Origin of the sequence: Bradyrhizobium sp. 138 (assembly GCF_023074075.1) — a bacterium.
Taxonomy (GTDB): domain Bacteria; phylum Pseudomonadota; class Alphaproteobacteria; order Rhizobiales; family Xanthobacteraceae; genus Bradyrhizobium.
Genome location: NZ_JADPKT010000071.1, coordinates 59,945 through 84,241, shown reverse-complemented (window position 1 = coordinate 84,241; position 24,297 = coordinate 59,945). Strand labels below are relative to the sequence as shown.

Sequence of the window (24,297 nt, the reverse complement as noted above, 5' to 3'; positions counted from 1 at the left end):
ATCTGACATGCGCGGGCCGGCTGCGAGGCGAGACAAGGACGAACCGGGCTTGCGCGGACTTGCGCGCTTCCGTTCGATGTCGCTGCTCTGCGCGATGCAGATGGTCTTCCTGCCGGTCTACAGCGTCCGCGTTCAGGCGCAGACGGCGAACGTCATCGTTCCCGACGGCCGCACCGGGACGAGCTTGCAGACCTCCGGCAGCGTCACCAATGTCACGACGTCGACGGTCTCGGGCAACAACGCCTTCAACTCGTTCTCGCAGTTCAGCGTCGGGCAGGGCAACACCGTCAATCTGCAACTGCCGACCGGCACGCGAAACCTCGTCAACATCGTTCGTGACGCGCCGGTCTACGTCAACGGCACGCTGAACTCCTACATGAACGGCGCGATCGGCGGCAACGTCTACTTCGTCGATCCCAAGGGCTTCGTGGTCGGCCGCAGTGGCGTGGTCAATGTCGGCAGCCTCAACGTCTCGACGCCGACGCGCGAATTCACCGACAGCTTGATCGGTCCGGGAGGGGCGATCAACGGCACGGCGGTCGGTAATCTGATGGCGGGCTCGTTCCCCGTCTCGCCGGATGGCAACATCCGCATCTTCGGCCGCGTCAACGCGCAGGATGGCGTGCGGCTGACCGGGCAGAACGTCTTCGTCGGCGGGGCCAGCCAGCGCGACATCGCCAATCTCGACCATGCCGCGAAGTTCGCAGCCTCCGTCAATTCGAAGGGCCTGCGCAGCGCCAGCGCGATCACGGTGAGCAACGGCTCGATTCATATCGGCGCCGTCAACAATGCGCGCGTCAACGGCCGCCTGACCGCACGCAGCAAGACCTCGACGCCGAGCAACATCACCGTTCAAGCCGGCAACAATATCGAGATCGGCAAGAACGCCAGGCTCAATATCGCGAGCAAGACCAGCGATGCCGGCGAGATCCGCCTGAAGGCGGCCCAGAACCTGACCGTGGCGGGCGGGGCCAAGTTCAACGCCAGTGCGAAGACCGGAAATGCCGGCCTCGTCGACTTCAGTGCGAACGGGGTCATCGACATCGGCCAGGGCATCAAGGTCAATCTCAGCGCGGAGAGCGGCAAGGCGGGCACGCTGCTGATCGACCCGACCGACCTGGTGGTCGGCGATGCCGCCCAGGGCGACACCGGCGTGACGCTGTCGAACAGCTCTGTCGTGGCTGCGCTCGCCGGTCTCAGCGCCGGTGCCAACTACCTCATCCAGGCGGATCATTCCATCACGCTCGCCGCGCATGCGGTGATCGATGCCCGTCGTGTCGATGGCTCCGGCCATTCGACCGGCAACGCCAACAACGTCATCATCGAGGCGCCGAACATCGATATCAAGAATGGGGCGCAGATCCTCGCCCAGGCGGTCAATTACGGCGGAACCAACTACACCGACGGAAATGTGACGCTGACGGCAACGGCAAGCGACATCAAGCTGGCCGGCCAGGCCACCGCCGCCACCGCGATCACGGTCGACGGCAAGATCACCGGCGGCACGATCTCAATCAGCGCGACGTCGACGGCCGTGTCGAGTTTCCTGAACGGCTCGCTGGCCGGCGATTTCGCGCTTGTCGGCGCGACGCTTGCGGGCTCGCTGCTCGGACTCAATGGCGGCTATGTCGCGGCCAGCGCCACGGCGACCATCAACATCAACAGCCATGCGGACATCAACGGCCGCGGCGATGTCACCATTTCCGCGCGTGCATCGGAGACGGCCTCGGATCCGGCCGTCGCGTCCACCTTGCTCGGCAGCCTCACGCCGGTCGCGGCCGGCGTCGTCGTCGGCAAGATCGACGGCACCGCCACGACCAACGTGGCCTCGGGCACGACGATCAACGCCGGCGGTAACCTCGAGATCAAGGCGCTCAATGATGCGACCATCGCCGTCTCTGCCCTCGCGGCATCGACGAGCGCGCAGATCGTCCCGACGGTGGCCTATTCCAAGGGGGCGGTGACCACGATCGCCAACGTCGAGAGCGGCGCGCATCTTGCGGCGGGCACGGTGAACACGAGCGGCAGCACCTTGAAGGTACGCGCGATCAACAACAATTCGTTCTCGACCAGCGCGACGTCGGTTGCCGCACCCGGATTGGGGGCGAGCGGCGCCGTCGGCGGCGCGTTCGCCATCAGCGACATCACGACGTCCGTGACCGCGACGCTCGGCGCATCGCTCGGAACCGATACCGCCAACCGGATGAACGGTTCCGTTCTAGTCGAGGCGACGTCCGACACGACGAGCAATTCCACGATGGCTTCGTCCATCGCCGGCCTGCCGGCGCTGATCGCGGCGATCGAGAGAGGACTGCGTTCCGTCACCGCGCCGACGTCGATCATCCAGGACCACATGTCCTCGCTGGTGCCGCTGAACTTCAATTTCAAGGCCGCAGGCGCGCTTTCCCTGGCCAACAGCACGCAGAGTGCGACCGCTGCGATCGCGCAAAATCCGAGCGGCGGCGCGCCGAGCATCTATGCCAGCGGCAACGTCGCCGTCGCCAGCAACGTCATCGATCGCGGCGTTCGCAGCAATGCGACCGCCAGCGCAATCACCAAGGACGTGGTGTCCGGCGAGAGCACGGCCATCAGCGCGGCCGTCGCCTGGGGCAATTTCACCCACAACTCGAACGCTTATGTCGGCAACGGAACCCTGATCAACGCGGCGAACATCGCCGTTGACGCCACCACCGAATTGCCCATCACCAACACCTGGCTGAAATGGGACGGGCTCGGCGCGGTTCTGAGCCACCTCAACGGCAGTCTCGGCGTCGGCGGCAACATCCTGACCAGCTATGCCAATGCCACGGCGGACGCCGGCGACACGATCGGCATCTCCGGTTCCCTCAACCACTTCGTCGTGAACAACAATACGACGGCGTGGGTCGCGGGTAGCGCCAGCCTGACGGCGACGTGCACGAGCGCGACTTGCGGCAGCAGCTGGGCGGCCGGCATGGACAATGGCGACGTCCACACCTATGACGCCACGATTCAGATCGCGGCGACCACGACCACGGCGTCGATCGACGCCGCCGGCAATGTCGGCACGCTCGGCTTCCTGACCGGCAACACGTCGGGCGGCTCTTCGGTTGGCGGCGCGCTCAATCTCGTCCAGTTCAACACCAACACCATTGCCGGCGTCTCGGACCGCGCCACGCTCCGGGCGGCGGACGACATCGCCGTCAACGCGATCACGTCGGACCAGTTCGTCGCCGTCGCGCCGTCGTCCGGCAAGGCCGCGGGCGCGCTGGCGCTGAACGGCATCACCTCGCTCGGCTTCCTGAACAACACGACGCATGCGTCGATATCGAGCCAGGCCACCGTCTTTGCCCCGACCGTCGGCATCCTGGCGCAGCAGGATCTATCGGTCGTGACGCTTGCCGGCGCGATGAGCCGCAACACGAGCGGAGGTTCGGCGGTTGGATTGGCGGTCGCCTATTTGGGAGCCAATACCGACACCTCCGCCTATATCGGCGATAACCATTCCGACATTCGCCCAGGCCCGTTCAGCGCCAACGATCCGTTCGCCGGTACGAGCGGCGGGAGCGGCGCGGTCAATGTCGATAATCTGACGATCAGCGCGACCACGTCCGGCCGCATCACCGCGGCCGCCGTCGCGGCATCGATCTCCGAGCCGGCCGCATCCAGCTTCTCCGACAAGGCGGGCGCTGCCGGAGCCGGCGCGACCGGGGGAACTGCGGGCGTTACGACGGCTGCGAGCAAGATCGGCTCGACTTCGGGATCGAGCACCGACGGCTTCAGCATCGATCTGGCCGGAAGCTCGTCGATCAGCGACGTTTCGCTCGGCACCAGCGCCTACATCAGGAACGCGACGGTCAACAAGTACACGACGACCAGCACCGTGGTGACGAACACAATCGTTCAGGCGCTCAACGACACCATGCTCAACAATGGGTCCGGCTCCGCAGCGCTCAATCTGGCCGGAGCATCCGCTCAAGGGGCCGCGATCGGCGGCGCGATCGCCGCGGCGATGTCGAACAATGCGACGCTCGCCTATATCTACGGCACCACCCTGAACAACCAGAGTTCGGTGACGGTGCAGGCGCTCAATGGCGGCTCGGAGACCGTCGTCGCCATCGGCGTGGCGGGATCGAAATCCAATGCGGCGTCGCTGTCTGCCTCCGTCGGCATCGTCACGGACAGTGCCAAGGCCTATATCGAGAGCTCGACGATCACGGGTCAGTCCACCGGCGTCAATCGTGCGCTCGAGGTCGATGCCTACCAGACCACGAACATCGCGATCGGTGGCGGCTCGCTCTACATCTCGGGTGGCCAAGCCGGCGTCGGCATCGGGCTGACCTATGCCTCGATCGCCGATCCCACGGGCGGCAACGCGACTGATGCGCATATCCGCAGCACGTCGGTCGCCAACTACGACACCCTGCTGGTGATGGCCGACAGCGCCAGCGTGATCGCGGCCGGTGCGGCCTCGGGCGGGGCAGGGTCCAACGGGCTTGCCGGCGCGATCGTGGTCAGCGAGATCACGCCGACGACCACGGCCTATATCAACAGCGGCGCGACCGTGAGCATCAATGTCGGCCGCGTGACGGTTCTGGCGGACAGCGGCGCCGTGTCGGCGCTGGATACCGCGCTCGGCAACCTCGTCAAGAAGTCGAACAACAATCTTCTCGCCTCGGACACCTGCACGGTCGCGGGCGGCACGGGCGGGCAGAACTGCATCGACTTCAGCGCGGCTGCGCTCAACGACGGCACAGGCAACGGTCCGGGCGCCAGCATCGTCTCCGTTGCGGGCCTGATTCAGGCCGGCAAGAACAACGTCGGGGCCTCGATCGTCTACAACACCATCGCGACCACGCATTCGGCCTATATCGCCAACGTCCTGATGTCGGCGGGCAGTAACGGCAATGTCAGTGTGAGCGCGGTCGACTCCTCGAAGATCCAGGCGGTCACGATCGGCTTTGGTCTTGCGACCGGACAGTTCGCGGGCGTCGGCGGCACCACGATCAGCAGCATCTCCAATACTGTCTCGGCGGCCATTGGCAACAGCCTTTCAAGCACGACGCAATCGAGCGTCACGGCCAAAAACGTGTCCGTCACCGCGACCGACAATTCCAGCATCACCGGAACCGCCGCCATCGCGAGTGCCTCAACGCAGGGAAGCGCCGCCGGTCTCGCGCTCGTCTACAGCAGCATCGCCAACAATGTCAGCGCCGGCGTCACCGGCTCCAAGCTGATCGCCTCGGGCAATGTCGGGGTCGGCGCGAATTCGAACGCCAATATCTCGACGGTCGCCGTCGGTGTTGCGATGTCCTCGCAGGTTGGCCTCGCCGGTTCGGTCGCCACCAATCTGATGGGGACCAACGTCACCGCCAGCATCACCGCCGCCGGTACCAACGGCATCAACGGTGCTGACGTCACCGCCACAAACAATGTCGGCGTGATCGCCGGCAACAACGACAAGGCGGCGGTGTTCGCCGGCGCCCTTTCGATCAGCAAGGGCGCCGCCGGCGGCGCGGGTTCGCTGGTGACCAACCAGATCACCGGAACCACCGCAGCCTATATCAGCGGTGCCAACACCAAGGTCGATGCGCTTGGAACCAGCAGCACCGATACGCTGTCGGTCAATAACGGCACGCTCGTCCACGCCTTCGATCTCGGCACCGCCCATGCGCCGACCGACACCACGCCCGATCTCTCCGAGAACCAGGACAGCGTGCGCGGCCTTGCCGTGGTGGCAAGCTCGCACCAGGCCGTCGTGACCAATGTCGCCTCGCTTGCCGCGAGTTCCAGCATCGCGATCATGATCAACCCCATCACCAACGTGATGAGCGGGGCGACGCGAGCCTATATCGACAGCGCGGCCATCGACACGCGCCTGACCTCATCGACGCTCAAGCCGCAGATCGAGGTCGGCGCGTCGAGCTTCTCCTATTCCGGCGCGTTCGGCGCCGGCATCGCCTACGGCAGCACCGGCGGTGGTGGCGCGACGATCATCTCGACGACGATGTCACGCGAGACCTTCGCCTATATCACCAATGCCACGGTCGGCGGCGTGCAGTCGTCGAGCGAGACGGTCGGCGCCGTCACCGTGAAGGCCAATGCGGAGCAGGATGCGTCGTCGATCGCGATCGGCTTCAACACCGGCTCCGTCGGGCTCAACGTCTTCCAGGCGACCACGGAAGCCTATGTCGACGGCGGCGCGGTGACGGCCTCGTCGCTGACCGTCAACGCCAACAACACCACCGGCATTTTCTCTGCGAACGGCTCCGGCGCTTACGGCAGCCAGGCCGCGATCGGCGCGGCGTTCCTGGTCCAGGTCTCTTCGAACCGGACCCTGGCCTATGTCGGCGACGAGTTCCACTATCAGGGCAACGGCGCCGCACACACGACCGCGCTCAATCTGAGCGGCGCGCTCGACGTCGAGGCCAAGACCAAGAACCGTTTCGAGGCCTATGCGATCGGCGGCGCGCTTTCGACCGGGACGGCGGCGATCGCCGGCATGGCCAACATCGAGGTCGCCAACAACACCACCATCGCCGGCGTCTACGACACCACGCTGCAGGGGGTGACGGGCGGTACGGCCGGCGCGGTGACGATCAACGCCAACGAAGACGTGGCGATCAAGGAGATCGCAGGCGCACTTGCGGTCGGCGCCAGCGGGGCAGGGGTCGGCGTTGGTGCTGCGGCCAACGTCATCGTGTTCAAGAGCCGGACCATCGCCGAGAGCTGGAACAGCAATCTGAACTCGGTGGGCGCCATCAACGTCACTGCGCTCAGCACCAAGGAGGTGCTGTCCTACGCGGTCACGGCCGGCATCGGCGGCAGCGTCGGCATCGGCGCGGCCGTCGGCGTCATCATCATCGGCACCAACACCGCCGATGCCGACACCCAGGGCCAGCAGACCGGTCAGCTCAATCAGGGCGGCAGCGGCACTATCGCGTCCGTCAACAGTGGCACCAGCAACACCCACGGCAGCAACGCCGTTGCGAGCGGCACGGCCGGCAATCCGAACAGTGCCAATGTCAGCTCGACCTACGACGTCAGCAACGTGCTGAGTGGCGGCAACGACGTCGTGGTCGCGCAGATCGCGGGCGGCAACGTCACGGGCTCGCAGGTCAATGTCGCGGCGACCAGCGCCAATGCGGCCAAGATGTATCTGCTCGGCGCGGGCTTTGCCAAGAATGTCGGCATCGGCGCCGGCATCGGCTACACCAGCGTCAACAGCAGCGTGCTGGCCAATCTGAGCGCGATCGTGTCCGCGCCGTCCGTGACCGTTGCAGCGGTCGTGAAGAACGCCAGCACCGGGCCTTATGCCGGCAAGACCATCGACACCGAGGCGATCGCGGGCGGCGCGGCGCTTTATTTCGGCGCGCAGGCAGCCGTGGCGGTCGGCAATGTCACCAACACCGTGACGGCCCAGCTCGGCGGCCAAGTAACCGGCACGGGCGGCACGGGTGTCGCCGTCATGGCGCAGGACTCTACGACCCAGACCGTCTTCACAGGCGGCGTCACCGCCGGTGCCGCAGCGGTCGGCGCGTCGGTCGCGACGACCGGACGATCGAGCTCGGTCGCTGCGAAGGTTCTGGACGATGCCACGATCAATGCCTCGACGCTGGCGGTGGGCGCGGCTGGAGCCGGCACGTTGTCGACGACCGCAACGGCGCTGGGCGGCGGCATCCTCGCCGGCGTCGGCGCGGATGCGGAGGCGCACGAGAATTCGAGCGTGACCGCCGAGATCGGCGCGGGTTCCTCGATCACCACGTCCGCGACCGGTGCCGGCACGCTGGTGACGGCATCGATCACGCCCAATCTGTCGAGCGAGGCGATCGGCGTCTCGGTGGGTGGTGGTGCGGTCGGCGTCGCCATCGCCCAGTCGACGGTCGGAGCTACTGTTACGGCCGATGTCGGCGACAACGCCATCTTCTCGGGCGGCGCGCTCGCCGTGACCGCGATGGCGCTCGTCCCGATCATCGGTACGCAGACCAATACTGACGGAAGCACGACGACGATCTATGGCACGACGACCTACGCCAAGGCGCTTGCCGGCGGCGGCGGTTCGCTGATCGGCGCGCAGGGCAGTTACGCCAAAGCCTCCCAGAACGCGACCGTCAGCGCCTATGGCGGAACCGGGATCGAGCTTCCGAACGCCGATGTGCTCATCGCGGCTCAGAACGACAGCGCTCAATACGCCGAGGCGACTGGCCTTTCGAGCGGTTTCCTGGCCCTGGGCGCGACCGTTGCTCAGACCTCCTCGAACGCGCACACCTATGCCTATCTGGGCGCCCCTGCGGACATGGATAGCCTCAATCACGCCAACTACACCGGCATCCTCGAGATCACCGCCACGGGCAAGGATACCAACGTCTCCAACGCGACGGTCGGTGCGGGCGGCACCTACGCCGGCGCCGCGGCGGTCGCCACGACCAGCTCGACCGCAGTCACCAATGCGCGGTTCGACGGCGCTACGACCGACGACACGCTCTATTTCGGCGGCCTCAGCGTCAGGGCCACGCACACCACCAATTATGCCTCCAACGGCGACGCCTACCAGGCGTCCACGGCCGGCGTCTCCGCCGGCAAGGCGCAGAATGACGTCACCTCGACCACCACCGCCGAGATCGGAACGCATCTGATCATCAATACGGATGGCGGCGATATCGCTGTCATTTCAAACGACATCGTCAACCAGGCCGGCGGCGGTGCGCGTTCCGGGTCCGGCGGCTCGTTCTCGGGTGCCGCTGCGCTGAGCGATTCCACGGTCACCCAGACCGTCACCACCAATATCGGTGCCGGGACGATCCTGAGTCTCAACGGTGATCCGCGAACCTCGACGGGCGTGATCGATATCGAGGCCTACAACACGCTGAACACCAGGGATACGGCGAGCCTCGCCACCGCCAGCTTCTTCGCCGGCGGCGGCGCGGAATCCAACATGACGGCGAACGCCACGCTCGCGGTCAACATCAATGCCCGCGAACTCTTCAGCGTCGGCAAGATCTTCATCGGCACGGCTGCGAAGATGGCGGCATCGAACAATGCCAATGCCAGCCTCTACGGCGCGATCGCCGGCGTCGGCGCCAGCACCAATACCTGGGTCCACGCCAACCAGGACGTTACCGTCGGTAGCGGCACGACCATCCAGGCCTGGCGCGACATCAACATCTTCGCCGGCATGTCTGGCGATACCATCACCTTCAGCAGCATCCAGGCGACGGCGACGACGGTCGTCTACAACAACACCGTGATTCCGATCTCGACCCTGTACCGCGGCACGGCCAATGCCGGCGGCGACAGCACCCTGACGTTCTCCGACGGCTCGCGGGTGCTCGGTGTCCGCGACATCTATCTGGGCGCGACGCAGGGTCAGGTGACCGCGTCCGGCAACGGCAGCAACTACAATCCGTATCTGGACATCTTCAGCGCCAAGAACAGCGACAACCACAGCCACACCAGCGGAACCGGCGACGTCGCGCTCAACGGCCTCGTGGTGGCGGGCATCAATAGCGACGTGCTCATCACGATCGATCTCGGTGCAAGCGCGCCGACCCTGAGCACGACGAGCCCATACTCGTCGCTGTCCTCCACGCTCGAATACGTCGCCGACGTCGATCACTTCAGTCCGGTGAAGAGCTGGAACCACCAGACGGTGCAGTACACGACCGTCGGCGGCTTCAATCCCTACCAGAACATCGTGAACCAGCTCGGCACGCTCACCGGCCTGACCGATACGCAAATCCGGGCCGCGCTCGCGGCGTCGACGTCGACACATCCCGCCACGATGACGCCGTCGGGGGCCGATCCGACCGGCGACATCCAGCGTCAGATCAACGCCTTGATCCAGCAGGCGCCATATACCTCCGATGCCGGCGGCAACGCCTTCGCCTTCGGCGACATGCTGGTGTCCGCAGGCAATGTCTCGATCCTGGCGCAGAAGCTGACCGGAAACAGCCTCGCCGGTCATTCGGCGCCAGCGGTCATCGCGCGCGGCTCGCCCATGATCAAGGTCGAGAACCGCGGCCTCGACTTCATGGACTTCGCGAACCTCACCGTCACCAATGTGACCGGCGGAAACATCACCTACCGCCAGATCGACCATGTCGACCCGGATTCCCATTCCAACGTGACCTTCACCGCCATGCCGAGCGCGACGCCGATCATCGACATCTCGGCGACCTACAACCGCGTTGATCCCAGCACCGGGCTCGGCGTCGACGACAACGGCAACCAGCTGACCCGCAAGCCCGACATCTACTTCGACGGCATCGTCACCAACGAGAACGGTCTGCTCAAGATCACCAGCCAGCTCGGCAGCGTCGTGGCGTCGCAGTCGCTCAATGCCGCGACCATCCAGATGGTGGCGCCCAACGGCTCGTTCATCTTCCTCGGCGGCATCGGCAGCTTCTACAACTCCAACCACGACGTCACCGCGCAATGGGCCGGTGTCCAGTACAAGCCGGCCAGCAACGACACCCTGACGGCCGTGATGGCGGCGGCGACCTTCCTCGGCGCCTATGGCGAGTACAGTACCAGCCCGCATATCGGCGCAGGAGGCAATCACCCGTATTTCTACTACTGCTGCGTCGATGGGAATACCGGCGTTCAGCAGACGGCCGCCAACAGCACGGTCTTCACCGCGCGCATGCTGATGACCTATTACGACGGCCTGTCGCTCTATTCGGCGATCTTCCTGCCGATGGGCAACGGCACGCCCAACGGAGGCGGCGGCAGCGTGGGCAGCCCCGCCACGCTCGCGGCGATGGAAGGGCCGACGGTCCAACCAATCGTCACCGCCCCCTGGGAACGAGACACCTATGCCGGCCAGGGCGTCTTCAGCAACACGACTTACGATTACACCACGACCTCGACGGATGCCCAGGGCAACACCGTCACCACCAACCACACGGCCAGGTTCTACTCGCCGTTCCATTGCTCGGGCTGCGGGGCCTATTTCCAGGTCGTCAATATCCAGAACGACGTGATCACGCCGAGGACTGCGAACACCAACGCGAGCACGAACTGGGCCTCGACCACGCCCTCTGGCCACCAGAACCCGGCGAACGCGCCCTTCATCCTCGGCCAGGCGATCATCATTTCGGCGGGTGTCATCAACGTCAACGGCCTCATCCAGAGCGGCACGAGCAGCAACTACTCGGTCGACATCGGCAGCGGCGCGTTGTCTGCCATCAACGACCTCAAGAGCAACAGCGCGGCCTTTTCCCAGGCCCAGGCCAACGCGCGGAACGGCAGCTATTACGACATCACGGCAGCTGCCGCGCCGCTGGTCGCCAGCGATATCAAGATCGGCGTGCGGTACAACGCGCTCACCGACCAGATCTTCGTGAACGGCGTGGTGCAGGGCTCCGGCGGCTACGTCTATCTGAACGGCAAGATCATCTCGACCTCGACCGACGGCACGTCCCAGGGCACCATCGCGGTCAAGGGTGGTGCGGGCACGATCACGGTCAACAACACAACCGGGCTCCAGCTCGTCACCAACACCATCAACACCGGCGTCAGCGCGCCCAGCGTCATCCAGATCGTCGATCAGCTCCAGCAGCAGACGACGTGGTACGTCTACAACCCGTCCGCGTCGGGCAGCCAGCAGGTGTCGACGTACAGGACGGCCGGCGTCAATGCGAGCGCGTACACCGGCGCGATGTTGACCGGCATGAGCGGAACGGCGGGCATCCAGTACGCCGTCAAGCCCAACATGTACTACCAGTGGGTCGATACGGCGACGCTCGATCGTCCGGCGACCAGCACGCAGTTCGACTATGGCTGGCACTACACGCCCAATGCGGCGACCGGGGAAAACTGGACCCGCACCATCAGTCTGGTTGAGAACGTGATGCAAGCCACGGGCGGGGGCGGCAATACCGGCCAATTGCAGACGGCCAATTTCCAGGAAGTGATCACGGCGACCGGCAGCTATCACAACGCTGGCTACAACACGGGCGCTGGCAAGTGCTGTGGTGCGGACGCCCATTTCGACTGGTTTCAGCAGATCTACGATCACCTGACCCTGACGCTGACCAACACGGTCAAGGCGTCGAACCCGATCAATATCCAGTTCAGCGGCGGCGGTGCGAGCACGGTCAATGTCAGCTCGAACTCCGGAATCGTCGTCAACGGCCCGATCAACAACCTCTCGGGTGATACGACGGTCATCGCCACCGGCGCCAATTCGGCCATCACGTCCGGCGCGAGCGGCAACAATCCGATGATCTCGGGCAAGAACGTCACGCTGCAGGCCGATGGCGGCATCGGCTCGCGCGGCACGAACGGTGTTCCGGTCCAGGTGCAGGTCTACGGCGGCAATCTGACCGCCAGCTCAATCGATCGCGACATCGCGATCGCGGCCGTCGGCTCGCTCTCGATCAACCAGGTCGCCGTCAATTCGGGTGTCGTCGGCCGCGCGCCGCAGGGCAGCGTCTTCATCTCGGCGACAGGCGACATCAACTCGGCGGCCGCTTACAACGTCGCCACCCCCGTCGTGATCGGCAAGAATGTCGAGATCAACTCCACCGCGGGTGCGATCGGCGCGACGAGCGCCGTGGTCAACGGCGCGTCCACCCTGACCAACATCAATCCTCTGGTGATCCAGGCGACGGGCACCACGCAGACCAACGGCACCGTCGACGGCGGCGTTCTCGACAGCGCTTCCGCCAACGGCACCTACATCGTCCAGTCCAAGGGCGATTTGCGTCTCGGCAGGATCCAGTCGACCGGCGGCCCGGTCTTCCTCGAGGCCGCCGGCTCCGACGGCAACCAGGCCAGCATCCTCAACGGCCGGGCGGCGGTCGGTCTCACGCCGGCGCAGAGCCAGCATCTCCAGGATGTCTGGGCGAGCCTCGACCTGCTGAGCGGCAACGCCGCCACCAACGCCGTCAACAGTTACCAATCCATGGTGACGTCGGCCTATAACGACTACTTCCAGCTCAAGAACATCGCGTTCCCGAACAGCAGCACCTACGCTCCGACGTCGGTCGGCCTGACGGTGCTGCGGGCGCAGGTTGCGGCCAAGCTCGGCATCGATCCCGCCAACGTCACCGCGACGCAGATGAAGACCGAAGCCACGACCCGGTTCCTGCGGGATCAGTTCCTGCTCGGCCAGATCACCACCGACCAGCTCAAGAGCTCGCTGACGACCTTGCTCGGCAGCGCGCCCACAGATCCGCTGGGGACGCTGTTCGGCAGCTCGCTGTCCTCGACCCTGTTCACCAAGCTTTTCGATGGCGTCTCGACGGCCAATCAGCGCCTGCCGAGCAGCGCTGCGCTGCAGACCGCGCTCAATGCCTACAACGCGAGCTACAGCTACACGCTTGCATCGACCGAGCGGGTCTACGGCATCATCACCGCGGGCGCACAGTGGACGCAGAGCCAGCTGGCCTACACCGTGTCGTCGTCGTCGATCGGCGCGGCGCCGCCGCCGATTGACGAGAACGTCATCGCCAATGTCAGCGCCAACCAGATCATGCTCTATGCGCCGCGCGGCTCGGTCGGCAATTCCGTGGCGCCCCAAACCTTCACCTTCACCAGCGTCGATGCTTCGTCGCTGACGACGGAGCAGCGGGCATTGCTGTCCTCGGCCGGCCCCGGTCAGCTCACCGTCGGCGCGGTGACGGACCCGACGAGCCATGTCACGACCTATACGGTCAGCCTGTCGCAGCAGAACCTCGTCGTGGTCGACAACCCGATCGCGATATCGGCCAAGGCGCTGACCAATATCTATCTCGGCAGCAAGAACAGTCTCATGCTCGGCGGCGTGACCGCCAATTACGGCCCGATCACGGCGGCGCAGGCCAACGGCATCGAGGTGACCGGCCGCGGCGACGTCAAGCTCGACGCCGTCACCAGCATCTCCGCCAATGTGGGTGGCGCGGTGATCTCGGGTGACATCGCCAACCTGACCCTGATCGCCGAGCGCGGCAATGTCGGTGCCCCCGGGGCCGCCGGCAGCAATCCTGCCAACAATTCCAATGCGCTTCAGATCGCCTTCGCCGATCCAGGCCACGACCAGCTCGACCAGGTCTCGTCGGCACAGGGCATCTATGTGAAGCAGACCACCGGCGATCTCATCCTCGGCAACATCTCCGCCGGCAATGCGATCCAGCTCGCCGCGGCCGGCAGCATCTACGCCGAGGCCGATTTTACGGACCGCAGCGCGATCCACATCCTCGGCACCGACCTCGACTTGCGCGCCGGCGGCAATATCGGCTTCAACGGCTCGTCCTTCCAGCCGCTGCAGGTGAACATCTCCGGCGCGGTGAGCGGCACGGCGGTCGGCGACGTCAGCATTCTCGCCGTCACCGGCGATCTCGCGGTCGGCAGGAGCGGCGCCTATGGGTCGCTGACGGCCGGCGGCGCCCTGACGCTGAACGTGGCGCGCGGCGCGCTCGCCATCAACACCAGCATCAGCAGCGGCGGCCTGATGCAGCTGCTCGCCAATCGCGGCATGACCTTTGCGACCGGTACCGGCGCGGCGCCGGTGGTTGCGACCAGCAGCTCGGACGGCGTGACGCTGGTGGCCGCGACGCTGTCGATGGGCGCCTATTCGGCCATCAACGCGCCCGGCCTGATCTCGGTGACGACGACCGGTGATGCGACGATCGGCCAGCTGAATTCGTCGCTGTCCTACGCGGCCGCCTCGAACACGCCCTCGATCATCGTCACCGCCGGCGGTCTCGCGTCGCTCGGAGCGATCGTCGACAATGGCGACGGCCAGACCAAGTTCATCGTGTCCGGCGCCGGCGCTGAAGTGTCGCTGAGCGCATCGAACGGCATCGGCAGCGCGGCGGGCCGTTTCACCACCAACGCCGCGCGGCTGTCGGCCAGCGCGAGCGCCGGCAGCATCTACCTGAAGGCGCTGACCGACACCGAGGTGAGCCTGTTGTCCGCAGTGAAGGGCAGCGTGGACATCATCGGCACCGGCGGTTTGACGCTGAACCAAGTGGTGGCGGGCACAGCGACCGGCGCGAGCGGCAGCTTTAGCGCGATCGCGAACAACGGCAGCATGTTGATCGGCACCGCCGACAGCAGCGGCTCGCAAACGGTCCATGCCAGCCAGAACGTGACCTTCAAGTCGCTCGCGGCCACCGGCAATATTGGGGATGTCGGCAGCATCAGCGTCACCGCCGACAACGGCTTCATCCTGGCGCAGACGGTCACATCGGGCAGCGCGACCACGCTGGGCTCGGTCTCGGCCCATGGCTCGGCGACGCTGCTGGCCGCCACGACCATCACCGGCAACACGCTTGCCGCCACGACCGGTGCGGGCCTGCTGACCGCCGCCGGCCCGATCAACTGGAACGTCCTCAACGTCGGCACGACGCTGCGCGTGACCGCGAGCCAGGGCAGCATCATCTTGCAGACCGCGCAGAGCGGCGGCACGCAGACCCTTCACGCGCGCGACAACGTCATCTTCAACGCGCTGACCGCGACGGGCATCAACGGCGATGCCGGCAACATCAACGTCACCGCCGACACCGGCTTCGTCCTGGCGCAGACTGTGATGTCGGGCGGCGTGGCCACGCTCGGCTCAGCCTCGGCCCATGGCTCGGCGACGTTGCTGGCCGCCACGACGATCACCGGCAACACGCTTGCCGCCACCACCGGCTCCGGGCTGCTGACGGCCAACGGCGGTCTGGTCAACTGGAACACCCTCAACGTCGGCACGACTCTGGGCGTGACCGCGAGCCAGGGCAGCATCACCTTGCAGACCGCGCAGAGCGGCGGCACGCAAACCCTTCACGCCCGCAACAACGTCACCTTCAACGCGCTGACCGCGACGGGCATCAATGGCGACGCCGGCAACATCAACGTCACCGCGGACAATGGTTTCATCCTCGCGCAGACTGTGACATCAGGCGGCGTCCCGACACTCGGTTCGGTCTCGGCCCATGGCTCCGCGAAGTTGATCGCCGCAGGCACCAACACCGGCCATAACCTCACGGCCGCGACCGGCAACGCAGTCCTCAGCGGCACGGTCGTTCATTGGGATAATCTCACGGCCGGCGGCACGCTCGATGTCACCGCGACGGCCGGAGGGATCACCGTCGGCACCGCCAGCAGCGGCGGCACGCAGACCCTGCATGCTCTAAACGACATCGTCTTCAGCCAGCTCACCACGACGGGTATCCCGGGCGATGCCGGCGACCTCGACGTCAAGTCCGACACCGGCTCGCTCCGCGGCGGATCGATCTCCGCCAATGGCGATACGCATTTCGAGGTGGCCGGATCGGTCTCGCTCGACCGGGTCAGCGGCAACGTCGTCAAGATGACCTCGTCGGGCGACCTGACGATCAATTGGGTGAGCGTCGTGCGGGAGCTCGACCTCGCGGCTGACACGATCAACGTCAAGGGCGAGCAGATCCGCTCGAACCCGGCGATCCCGCTGATCCTGAACGTCACCGGCTATAACGGCGGCGTCGCGAAGTCGGCCAACATCTCGATCGACCCTGACAGCATCATCGTCAATCAGTTCAGGGTGGTGGACGCGACCTTCTGGACGGATGCGCCTTCTGTCTCGATCCTGAACGGCTATGTCCCGGGCCAGCTGATGCTCACCACGGCCAACGCGCAGGTGCTGCTCAACAACCGCACGCCGGTGCCGTCCAATTGGCCGACGCTGCAGCTCTACCAGCCCGGCGGCGTGTTCACCCTGAGCCAGGCCGGCAACGCCAATGTCAGCAATGCCTATGTGGTGTTCTATACCGGCAACATCTCGGCGACCGTGACCAATTACGGCCCGACCCATACCTGCTGCAACGACTTCACCGGCGCCAGCATGGTGCGCAACATCGCGGTCGATGGTGAGGGCAAAGAGAGCATCGAGACCTGGCTCGCCAAGAAGGACGGGGGGACGTTCTACCTGCTCGGTCTCTCCGGCCAGGCGCGGCTCGATGCGCTGCTGACGCCGCGGCCGGTCGAGGCGGTTGGCGCCGGTCCCGCCGTCAACATCGAGGGCCTCAGCGACATGCGCAAGCTGCGCCAGAAGGGGCAGCGTGCGGGACGTACGGGCTGGAAGGACGCAGTGATCGAGACGGCGAAGCCGGCAATTGGCCGTCTCGCAGAGGCATGGTAACTGGATTGGGGATGCGGATTCGGGGGACAGCATTGGCGGTCGGGCTGGCGGCGTCCTGCATCGCCTCCGCGCGCGCCCAGTCGATCAATCCGGGCGTGATCCAGAACGACGTCGACCGGCAGCGGCGGCAGCTCGAGCAGCAGAGTGCGCCGCCCAAGCTCACAGGGCCGGCGGTGATCGGCGGCGAGCGGGAAAAGTCCCAGCTGCTGAAGCCGGGCGGGCCGAAATTCCGATTGCGCAAGGTCACGTTCGACGAGTCCAAGTTCATCACGCCGGCTGAGCTCGACGAGATCGCGAAGAAGTATATCGGCAAGGATGTCGACATCGCCGCGCTGCTGCAGCTTGTCGCCGACATCAACGCCATCTACACCGCGCGCGGCATCGTCACGGGCATCGCGACGCTGCCCGAGCAGGACGCCAAGGGCGGAATCGTCCGCGTCAAGTTGACCGAAGGCCGTCTGCAGAAGACGACCGTCGAGGGCAATAAGCAGACTCGCACCGACTACATCCTTCAGCGCGTGAAGGAGCCCGAAGGCGAGGTGCTCGACGTTCCAAAACTCAACCGCGACGTGATCTGGTTCAACCGGACCAACCACGTGCAAATCAAGGCGCTGCTGCAGCCCGGCACGAGTTTTGGCCTCACCGACCTCCAGTTTGCGGTGATCGAGCCGCCGGTCGACACGTTGCAGCTCTTCACCGACAACCAGGGCTCCGAGAATACCGGACGCTGGGAGGGCGGGGCCTTCTACAAGCGCCACGGCCTGTTCGGCGTCGACGACCGCCTGACCTTCTACGGCGTCCGCTCCGACGGCAATCTCAACGGCAACGTTGCCTACAGCATCCCGGTCAATCCCTGGGGCGGCCGCGCCGGCGTCAGCTACACCGAGGGCAAGATCAAGATCATCCAGGGGCCGTTCGTCGCGCTCGACGTCACGGGACGCTCGAGCCAGGCCGCGGTCAATTTCAGCCAGCCGGTCTGGGCGACACAGGACTGGCTGGTGCTGCTCAACGCCGCCTTGACCGAGGGCAAGACGGTCAGTCGCTTCGCCACCGTCGCCGTCACCGACGATCACTACGACAAGACCACGGCGGGGGTCTCGGTGACCAAGTCCGGCGACACCTATTCGATCGCGGTCGCGCCGGCGGTGAATTACATCGCGTGGCATGATTACGTGCTCGGCAATAACCGCGCGTTCAACACCTATACCGGCTCGCTGGTCGCGACCAGCGCCGCGGGGCCGGCGAATTTCAGCGCCAATGTGCTGGCGAGCTGGCAATACACGCAGGAGAAGCTGCTGCCGGGCGATCAGATCTTCTCGATCGGCGGTCCCACCACCGTGCGCGGCTATCCCTCCAATGCCGCCTCCGGCGACAGCGGCTATTATTTCAACGCCGAGCTGCACTACAATTGGTCGCAATGGCTGAGGGGTTTCGACACCTATATCTTCACCGACTGGGGTGCGGTGTACTCGACCTTCCCTGGTGTCACCGAAATGGCGTCCGTCGGCGTCGGCTTCTCCTGGACCTATGCGCCATTCATGACGTTCGAGGCGAACTACGCGACCCCGTTGAAGATGGCGGTGTCGACCCAGAACCATTACGAAGCCTATGGCCGCGTCATCTTCCGGCCGCTGTTGATGTTCCAGAAGCCCGAAAGCCCCGCGCCCGTGGCGGCAGTGGCCGGCAGGAGCAAGTCGTAGTGGGAGGGCCTGAGGCTCTCTCCGTCGTCATTGCGAGGAGCTCTTGCGACGAAGCAATCCAGACCATTTTCCGCGGAAAGATTCTGGATTGCTTCGCTTCGCTCGCAATGACGGAGGATAGTCCGGCGTGCTAACGCCGCCGCGTGAACTCCTCCGGTCCGCGCCGATGCTCCCATTTCGCCTGCTCCAGCTCGGGCCGGTCGCATTCGGCTTCGGGATAGCCGATGCAGAGATAGGCGATGAACTTCCAGGTATCGGGCACGTCGAGAATGGCGTGGATACGATCCGGATTGAGGATCGAGACCCAGCCGATGCCGATGCTCTCGGCGCGCGCGGCGAGCCACATCGCAGTGATCGCGGCGACCACGGAATATTCTGTGGTCTCCGGCATCGTCGCGCGGCCGAGGCCGTGGCCGATGTCGCTGGCCTTGTCGGCGAACACGGCGAGGTGGCCGGGAGCTTGCTCCAGGCCCGACAGTTTCAGCGTGGCATAGCGCGCGGCGCGTTCGCCGGCATATGAACCCAAAGCGTCGGCGTTGCACGCCCTGAAATCGTCCGTCACGGCGCGGCGGCGCACGGCATCGTCGACGATGACGAAGCGCCAGGGTTGGCTCAGGCCGACCGAGGGCGACAGGCACGCGGTCTCGATCAGGCGGTCGATCGCGCCGGCCGGAAGCGGGTCAACTCGGAAGCGGCGCACGTCGCGCCGCCACACGAACAGCTCGCGCAAATGTTGGCGGAAGATGTCGTCGAACTCGACCATGAACTAGCGTCCCATCTGGAAGGCGGCGGCAACCAGCAGGATCAAGATCTCACCCAGCTGCTCGAACGCGCCGAGGATGTCGCCGGTCTGTCCGCCGATCTGACGGATGGCGAGTCGCGCCAGCATAAACCCGGCGAGCGATAGCAGGATCAAGCCGGCCAGTGCCTTGCCCGGCCCTAACGCGAGGGCGAGCGCGACCGTTCCAAGCGCGAACGCAATGGCGACGCTGCGGCCGGGTGGCGCTCCCGCACTCGCCGAAAGCCCGTCCGGCCGCGCCGGTGGCACCAGCGACATGAAAGCCGGCACGCCCGCGCGGGCCGCGACATGCGCGGCGCATAATGCGAGCGTGACGGCGAAGGGATTGGCGATCGTCGCGAGCGCGCTCCAGCGCAGGCCGAACGACAGGATCAGTGCGCAGACGCCATAGGTGCCGATCCGGCTGTCGCGCATGATCTCGAGCTTGCGCTCGCGCGTTCGCCCGCCACCGAGCCCATCGGCGGTGTCGGCAAGGCCATCTTCATGCAGCGCGCCGGTGATGAGAGCGGTCGTCGCCAAAGCGAGCAGGGCAGCAAGGTTCGGTGACAGCCCGAACCGGCTGGCAATCTTGTAGACCAGCGCGCCGGCAAGGCCGACCAAGAGTCCTGCGACGGGGAGGGCCCAGGTCGCGCGCGCGATCGCGCCGTCAGCCGCAGGCTTCGACGATGCCACAGGAAGGATCGTCACGAACGCTGCCGCCATCCTGAGATCGGCAATGATGTCCTTGAGAAGCTCGGCGCGCGGCATCATTTCAGCTTCATCGGCAGGCCGGCAACAACGAACTCAACTTCATCGGCAGCGGCCGCGATCGTCTGGTTCATGATCCCGGCGGCGTCACGAAAGCTGCGGGCCAGCGCGTTGTCGGGCACGATGCCGAGGCCGACTTCGTTGGTGACGAAAACGACGGGGCTTTTCAGACGAGGCAGGGTGCCCGCGAGTTTGCTCACCTCACGTTCCCAATCACGCTGCTCGTGCATCAGGTTGGAGAGCCACAGCGTCAGGCAATCCACCAGCCTTGCACCGCCGCCGTCGGTTGCGACCAGAACTTCGACGAGATCGAGTGGCACCTCGCGCTCGATCCAGTCGGTTCCGCGCCGCGCGCGATGCCTGGCGATCCGCGCCTCCATCTCGATGTCGAGCGCCTCGGCCGTCGCGACATAGACGGGCTGGCCGGGAAAGGCGCGCGTGCGCAATTCCGCACGCTTGCTCTTGCCCGATCGCGCTCCGCCCGTGATCAAGATGACGGCCATCAAACTCTCCTGTGGGCCTGACTAATCACCAAACGCGGCCAAAGACAAAGCCGAAATCAGGCGGCTGGGGGCTTGCGCTCGCGCCTTCCTTTGCGCAACAGGGGCGGGACAGGAGGCAGGATTGGTTTTTGCGGGCGCGATGGTGGTGGCGATGGTGGTGGATGCCCTCTCGGGCTGGCCGTCGTGGCTGTTCGCGCGGATCGGCCATCCCGTGACCTGGCTGGGCCGGGTGATCGGCGCCATGGATCGCGGTTGGAATCGCGCCTCCGATCCGCCGGCGCTCCGCCGCGCTGCTGGCATCGCCGGAGCACTGCTGGTGATTGCGCTTTCCGTTGTGATCGGTTGGGCGGTCCAGTGCTTGCTTCCCTCGGGTTGGGTCCAGGTCGTGATTGTGGGTGTCCTGGCCTGGCCTCTGGTCGCGCTGCGTTCATTGCATGATCATGTGGCTGCGGTCGCAAAGCCGTTGAGCGCCGGCGACATCACCGGAGCGCGCGAGGCGGTCTCGCGTATCGTCGGCCGTGATCCCGCAGTGCTCGATGAAGCCGGAATCGCCCGCGCGGCGATCGAGAGCCTTGCGGAGAATGCGTCCGACGGCATCGTGGCGCCGGTTTTCTGGGGCGCGCTGTTCGGCCTGCCCGGCATCCTCGGCTACAAGGCGATCAACACGCTGGACTCCATGATCGGCCATCGCAGCGAACGGCATGAGGCCTTCGGTTGGGCCGCGGCGCGCATCGATGATGTCGCCAACTTCATTCCGGCGCGGCTGACCGGATTCATGTTCGTGCTGCTGACACCGCACCGGTCGGAGGCGCTGGCGTGCATGACGCGCGATGCGCGCCGTCACCGTTCGCCCAATGCCGGCTGGCCCGAAGCGGCCATGGCGGGCGGGCTCGGTGTGCGGCTCAGCGGCCCCCGCATCTATCACGGCAGCGTCACCGACGAGCCCTGGCTGAACGAGGGTGCGCGCGATCCGCATGCCGCAGATATCGACGAAGCACTGACGGTCTACCGCCGCGCCATGCTGCTACTCGCAGGCCTGCTTGCGATCCTGGCCTTCGCGTGAAAGAACGAGGCATGCGCGAGCACGGTGGAAATCTCGATCTGGCCCAGCAGCGTTTTGGCGGACGCGCGGAGGATTGGATCGATCTGTCGACCGGCATCAACCGGCTACCTTACCCCGTCGGCGAGGTGAGCGCGCGCGCGTGGAGTGCGCTGCCCTCGCGCGCCGAGATCGACGCCTTGCATCAGGCCGCGCAGCACGCCTATCGTACGAGCGCGCCGATTGTTGCACTTGGCGGCGCGCAGGCGGCTATCCAATTGCTGCCGCAACTCGCGGCCCCCCGCCGCGCACGCATTCTCGCGCCGACCTATAATGAATATGCCGGTGTGCTGACGGCCGCGGGTTGGCAGGTGCAGGAGATCGGGGAGCTCGACGCGCTGGAAGGCGCGGACCTCGCTATCGTCGTCAATCCCAACAATCCCGATGGCCGGCGTCATGCGCCAAAGGATTTGCTGACATTGCTGCCGCGCGTCGGCCGTCTCGTGATCGACGAGAGCTTTGCCGACACGGTTCCGCAATTGTCACTTGCGGGCGAAGCGGATCGTCCGGGACTGCTGGTCCTGCGCTCCTTCGGAAAATTTTATGGACTGGCCGGGCTGCGGCTCGGGTTCGCAATCGGTGATGTGGTCGACATCGACAAGCTCGCCGCGACGTCGGGCCCATGGCCGGTGTCGGGCGTTGCGATCACGATTGGCTGCCGCGCCTTGCGCGATGATACCTGGGCCAAGGCCACATCCGCGCGGCTTGCGCGCGACTGCGTCCGCCTCGACGCGATGGCACTGGCGCATGGCTGGCAGCTGCTTGGCGGGACGCCGCTTTTTCGGCTCTACGAGGCACCTGATGCGCTTGCCGCGCAGGAGAAGCTCGCGCGCGCGCAAATCTGGTCGCGTGTGTTCGCGCAAAAGCCGACATGGCTACGCCTCGGGCTTCCCGGCAGCGAATCCGAATGGACGCGCCTTGGCGAAGTCCTAGCGCGCTAGCGCGAGCAGGCCTTCGACGTCGAGATGCTTTTCGATGTGATCGGCGAGGGCATCGAGCGTGCTTTCGACCCTGGCGTGATAGGGCACCTCGCCTGCGGGAATGTCGAGCTTTGCCAGGAACGCTCTGCGGAAATCATCCGACGTGAACAGGCCGTGCAAATAGCTGCCCTGCACGCGGCCATCCCTGGAGATCGCGCCTTCCGGCTCGCCGTTCAGTTTCGCAAATGGCTGCGCGCGATCGGGCCCGTCGGTGTGGCCGATATGGATCTCGTAGGCGTCGATTGGCTGGTCCGTCGCGGCATGCATGGCGGAGACGCGTGTCAGCGTCTTCTGCGGGCTCATCACCGTCTCGACATCCAGAAGCCCGAGGCCGGGTGTGTCGCCCGCAGGACCTTCGATTCCTTCCGGGTCCGCAACGCTGCGCCCGAGCATCTGATAGCCGCCGCAGAGGCCGAGCACATGGCCGCCCCTGCGGTGATGCGCGAGCAGATCGATGTCCCAGCCCTGCGCCCGCAGAAAGGCGAGGTCGCCGCGGGTGGCTTTTGAGCCCGGGATGATGACAAGCCTTGCGTCACCGGGGATGGCTTCGCCCGGACGCACCATCACGAGATCGACGCCCGCTTCGAGCTTGAGCGGATCGAGATCGTCGAAATTGGCGATCCGCGACAGCGCGAGGCAGGCGATCTTGCATTGACCCGGCTTGCGCGCGTCGCTCAGGCCCAGCGCATCTTCGGCCGGCAGCTCGCCGGCGCGGGCGAACCAGGGCAGCACGCCGAAGCCGCGCCAGGCGGTTTTTTCTTCGATCAGTCTGTAGCCGTCGTCGAACAAGGTGGGATCGCCGCGGAACTTGTTGATGACAAAACCCCGGATCATCGCGGCATCGTCAGGATCGATCACCGTCTTGATGCCGACGAGCTGGGCGATGACGCCGCCGCGGTCGATGTCGCCGACCAGCACGACCGGCACGTCGGCCTTGCGGGCAAAGCCCATATTGGCGATGTCGGCCTTGCGCAAATTCACCTCGGCCGGACTGCCGGCGCCCTCGACCAGCACGAGGTCGGCGCGCGCCTTCAGGCGCTCGAAACTTTCCAGCACCGCGCCCATCAGCGACGGCTTCATCGCCGCATAGTCGCGCGCACGCGCCGTCGCGATGCGTTTGCCCTGCACGACCACCTGCGCGCCGACATCGGTCTCGGGCTTGAGCAGCACCGGGTTCATGTCGGTGTGCGGCTCGACGCCGGCCGCGAGCGCCTGCAGCGCCTGGGCGCGGCCGATCTCGCCCCCATCGACGGTAACGGCCGCGTTGTTCGACATGTTCTGCGGCTTGAACGGCAGCACCCGCAGGCCGCGGCGCGTAAAGACGCGTGCGAGACCGGCGACGATGAGCGACTTGCCCACGTCCGAGCCGGCCCCCTGGATCATCAGCGCGCGTGCCATCGAATT

Annotated in this window: 8 protein-coding genes; 4 read left to right on the top strand and 4 right to left on the bottom strand. The window is 65.8% G+C overall.

Annotated elements, in window-relative coordinates; all coding sequences use genetic code 11:
- Positions 1-7: 7 nt before the first annotated feature.
- Together IVA79_RS23770 and IVA79_RS23765 are read left to right on the top strand one after the other, a co-directional pair.
- Positions 8-17,065: a leukotoxin LktA family filamentous adhesin gene (locus tag IVA79_RS23770; protein WP_247557340.1), complete on the top strand. Its 17,058-nt coding sequence runs from the start codon at positions 8-10 to the stop codon at positions 17,063-17,065.
- 11 nt (positions 17,066-17,076) lie between these two features.
- Positions 17,077-18,765, top strand: a complete 1,689-nt coding sequence (locus IVA79_RS23765; protein ID WP_247557337.1) for a ShlB/FhaC/HecB family hemolysin secretion/activation protein — start codon at positions 17,077-17,079, stop codon at positions 18,763-18,765.
- Positions 18,766-18,895: 130 nt separating this feature from the next.
- Here IVA79_RS23765 and bluB read toward each other — a convergent pair whose 3' ends face one another.
- The 3 genes from bluB to cobU are packed head-to-tail and all read right to left on the bottom strand — an operon-like array spanning position 18,896 to position 20,814.
- Positions 18,896-19,528 carry a 5,6-dimethylbenzimidazole synthase gene (gene bluB, locus IVA79_RS23760; protein WP_247557333.1) on the bottom strand — a complete coding sequence of 211 codons (633 nt, stop codon included), beginning with the start codon at positions 19,526-19,528 and terminating at the stop codon, positions 18,896-18,898.
- A 3-nt stretch (positions 19,529-19,531) separates the two neighbouring features.
- Complete coding sequence (gene cobS, locus IVA79_RS23755) at positions 19,532-20,314, bottom strand: adenosylcobinamide-GDP ribazoletransferase (protein ID WP_247557330.1); 783 nt, start codon at positions 20,312-20,314, stop codon at positions 19,532-19,534.
- Positions 20,311-20,814, bottom strand: a complete 504-nt coding sequence (gene cobU / locus IVA79_RS23750; protein ID WP_247557327.1) for a bifunctional adenosylcobinamide kinase/adenosylcobinamide-phosphate guanylyltransferase — start codon at positions 20,812-20,814, stop codon at positions 20,311-20,313. Before cobU ends, cobS begins: the two co-directional genes overlap by 4 nt.
- Positions 20,815-20,935: 121 nt before the next feature.
- On the opposite strand from cobU, the gene cbiB reads away from it, so the two are divergent.
- Both cbiB and cobD read left to right on the top strand, forming a co-directional pair.
- The gene (gene cbiB / locus IVA79_RS23745; RefSeq protein ID WP_247557324.1) at positions 20,936-21,877 is read left to right on the top strand and encodes an adenosylcobinamide-phosphate synthase CbiB; all 942 of its coding nucleotides are present in this window, start codon (positions 20,936-20,938) and stop codon (positions 21,875-21,877) included.
- 11 nt (positions 21,878-21,888) lie between these two features.
- Positions 21,889-22,854, top strand: a complete 966-nt coding sequence (gene cobD, locus IVA79_RS23740) for a threonine-phosphate decarboxylase CobD (protein ID WP_247557321.1) — start codon at positions 21,889-21,891, stop codon at positions 22,852-22,854.
- Here the strand turns inward: cobD and IVA79_RS23735 are convergent.
- Positions 22,843-24,291 (bottom strand): cobyric acid synthase, encoded by a 1,449-nt coding sequence (locus IVA79_RS23735; protein WP_247557318.1) that lies wholly within the window; start codon positions 24,289-24,291, stop codon positions 22,843-22,845. The genes cobD and IVA79_RS23735 overlap by 12 nt on opposite strands.
- Between the last annotated feature and the right edge of the window lie 6 nt (positions 24,292-24,297).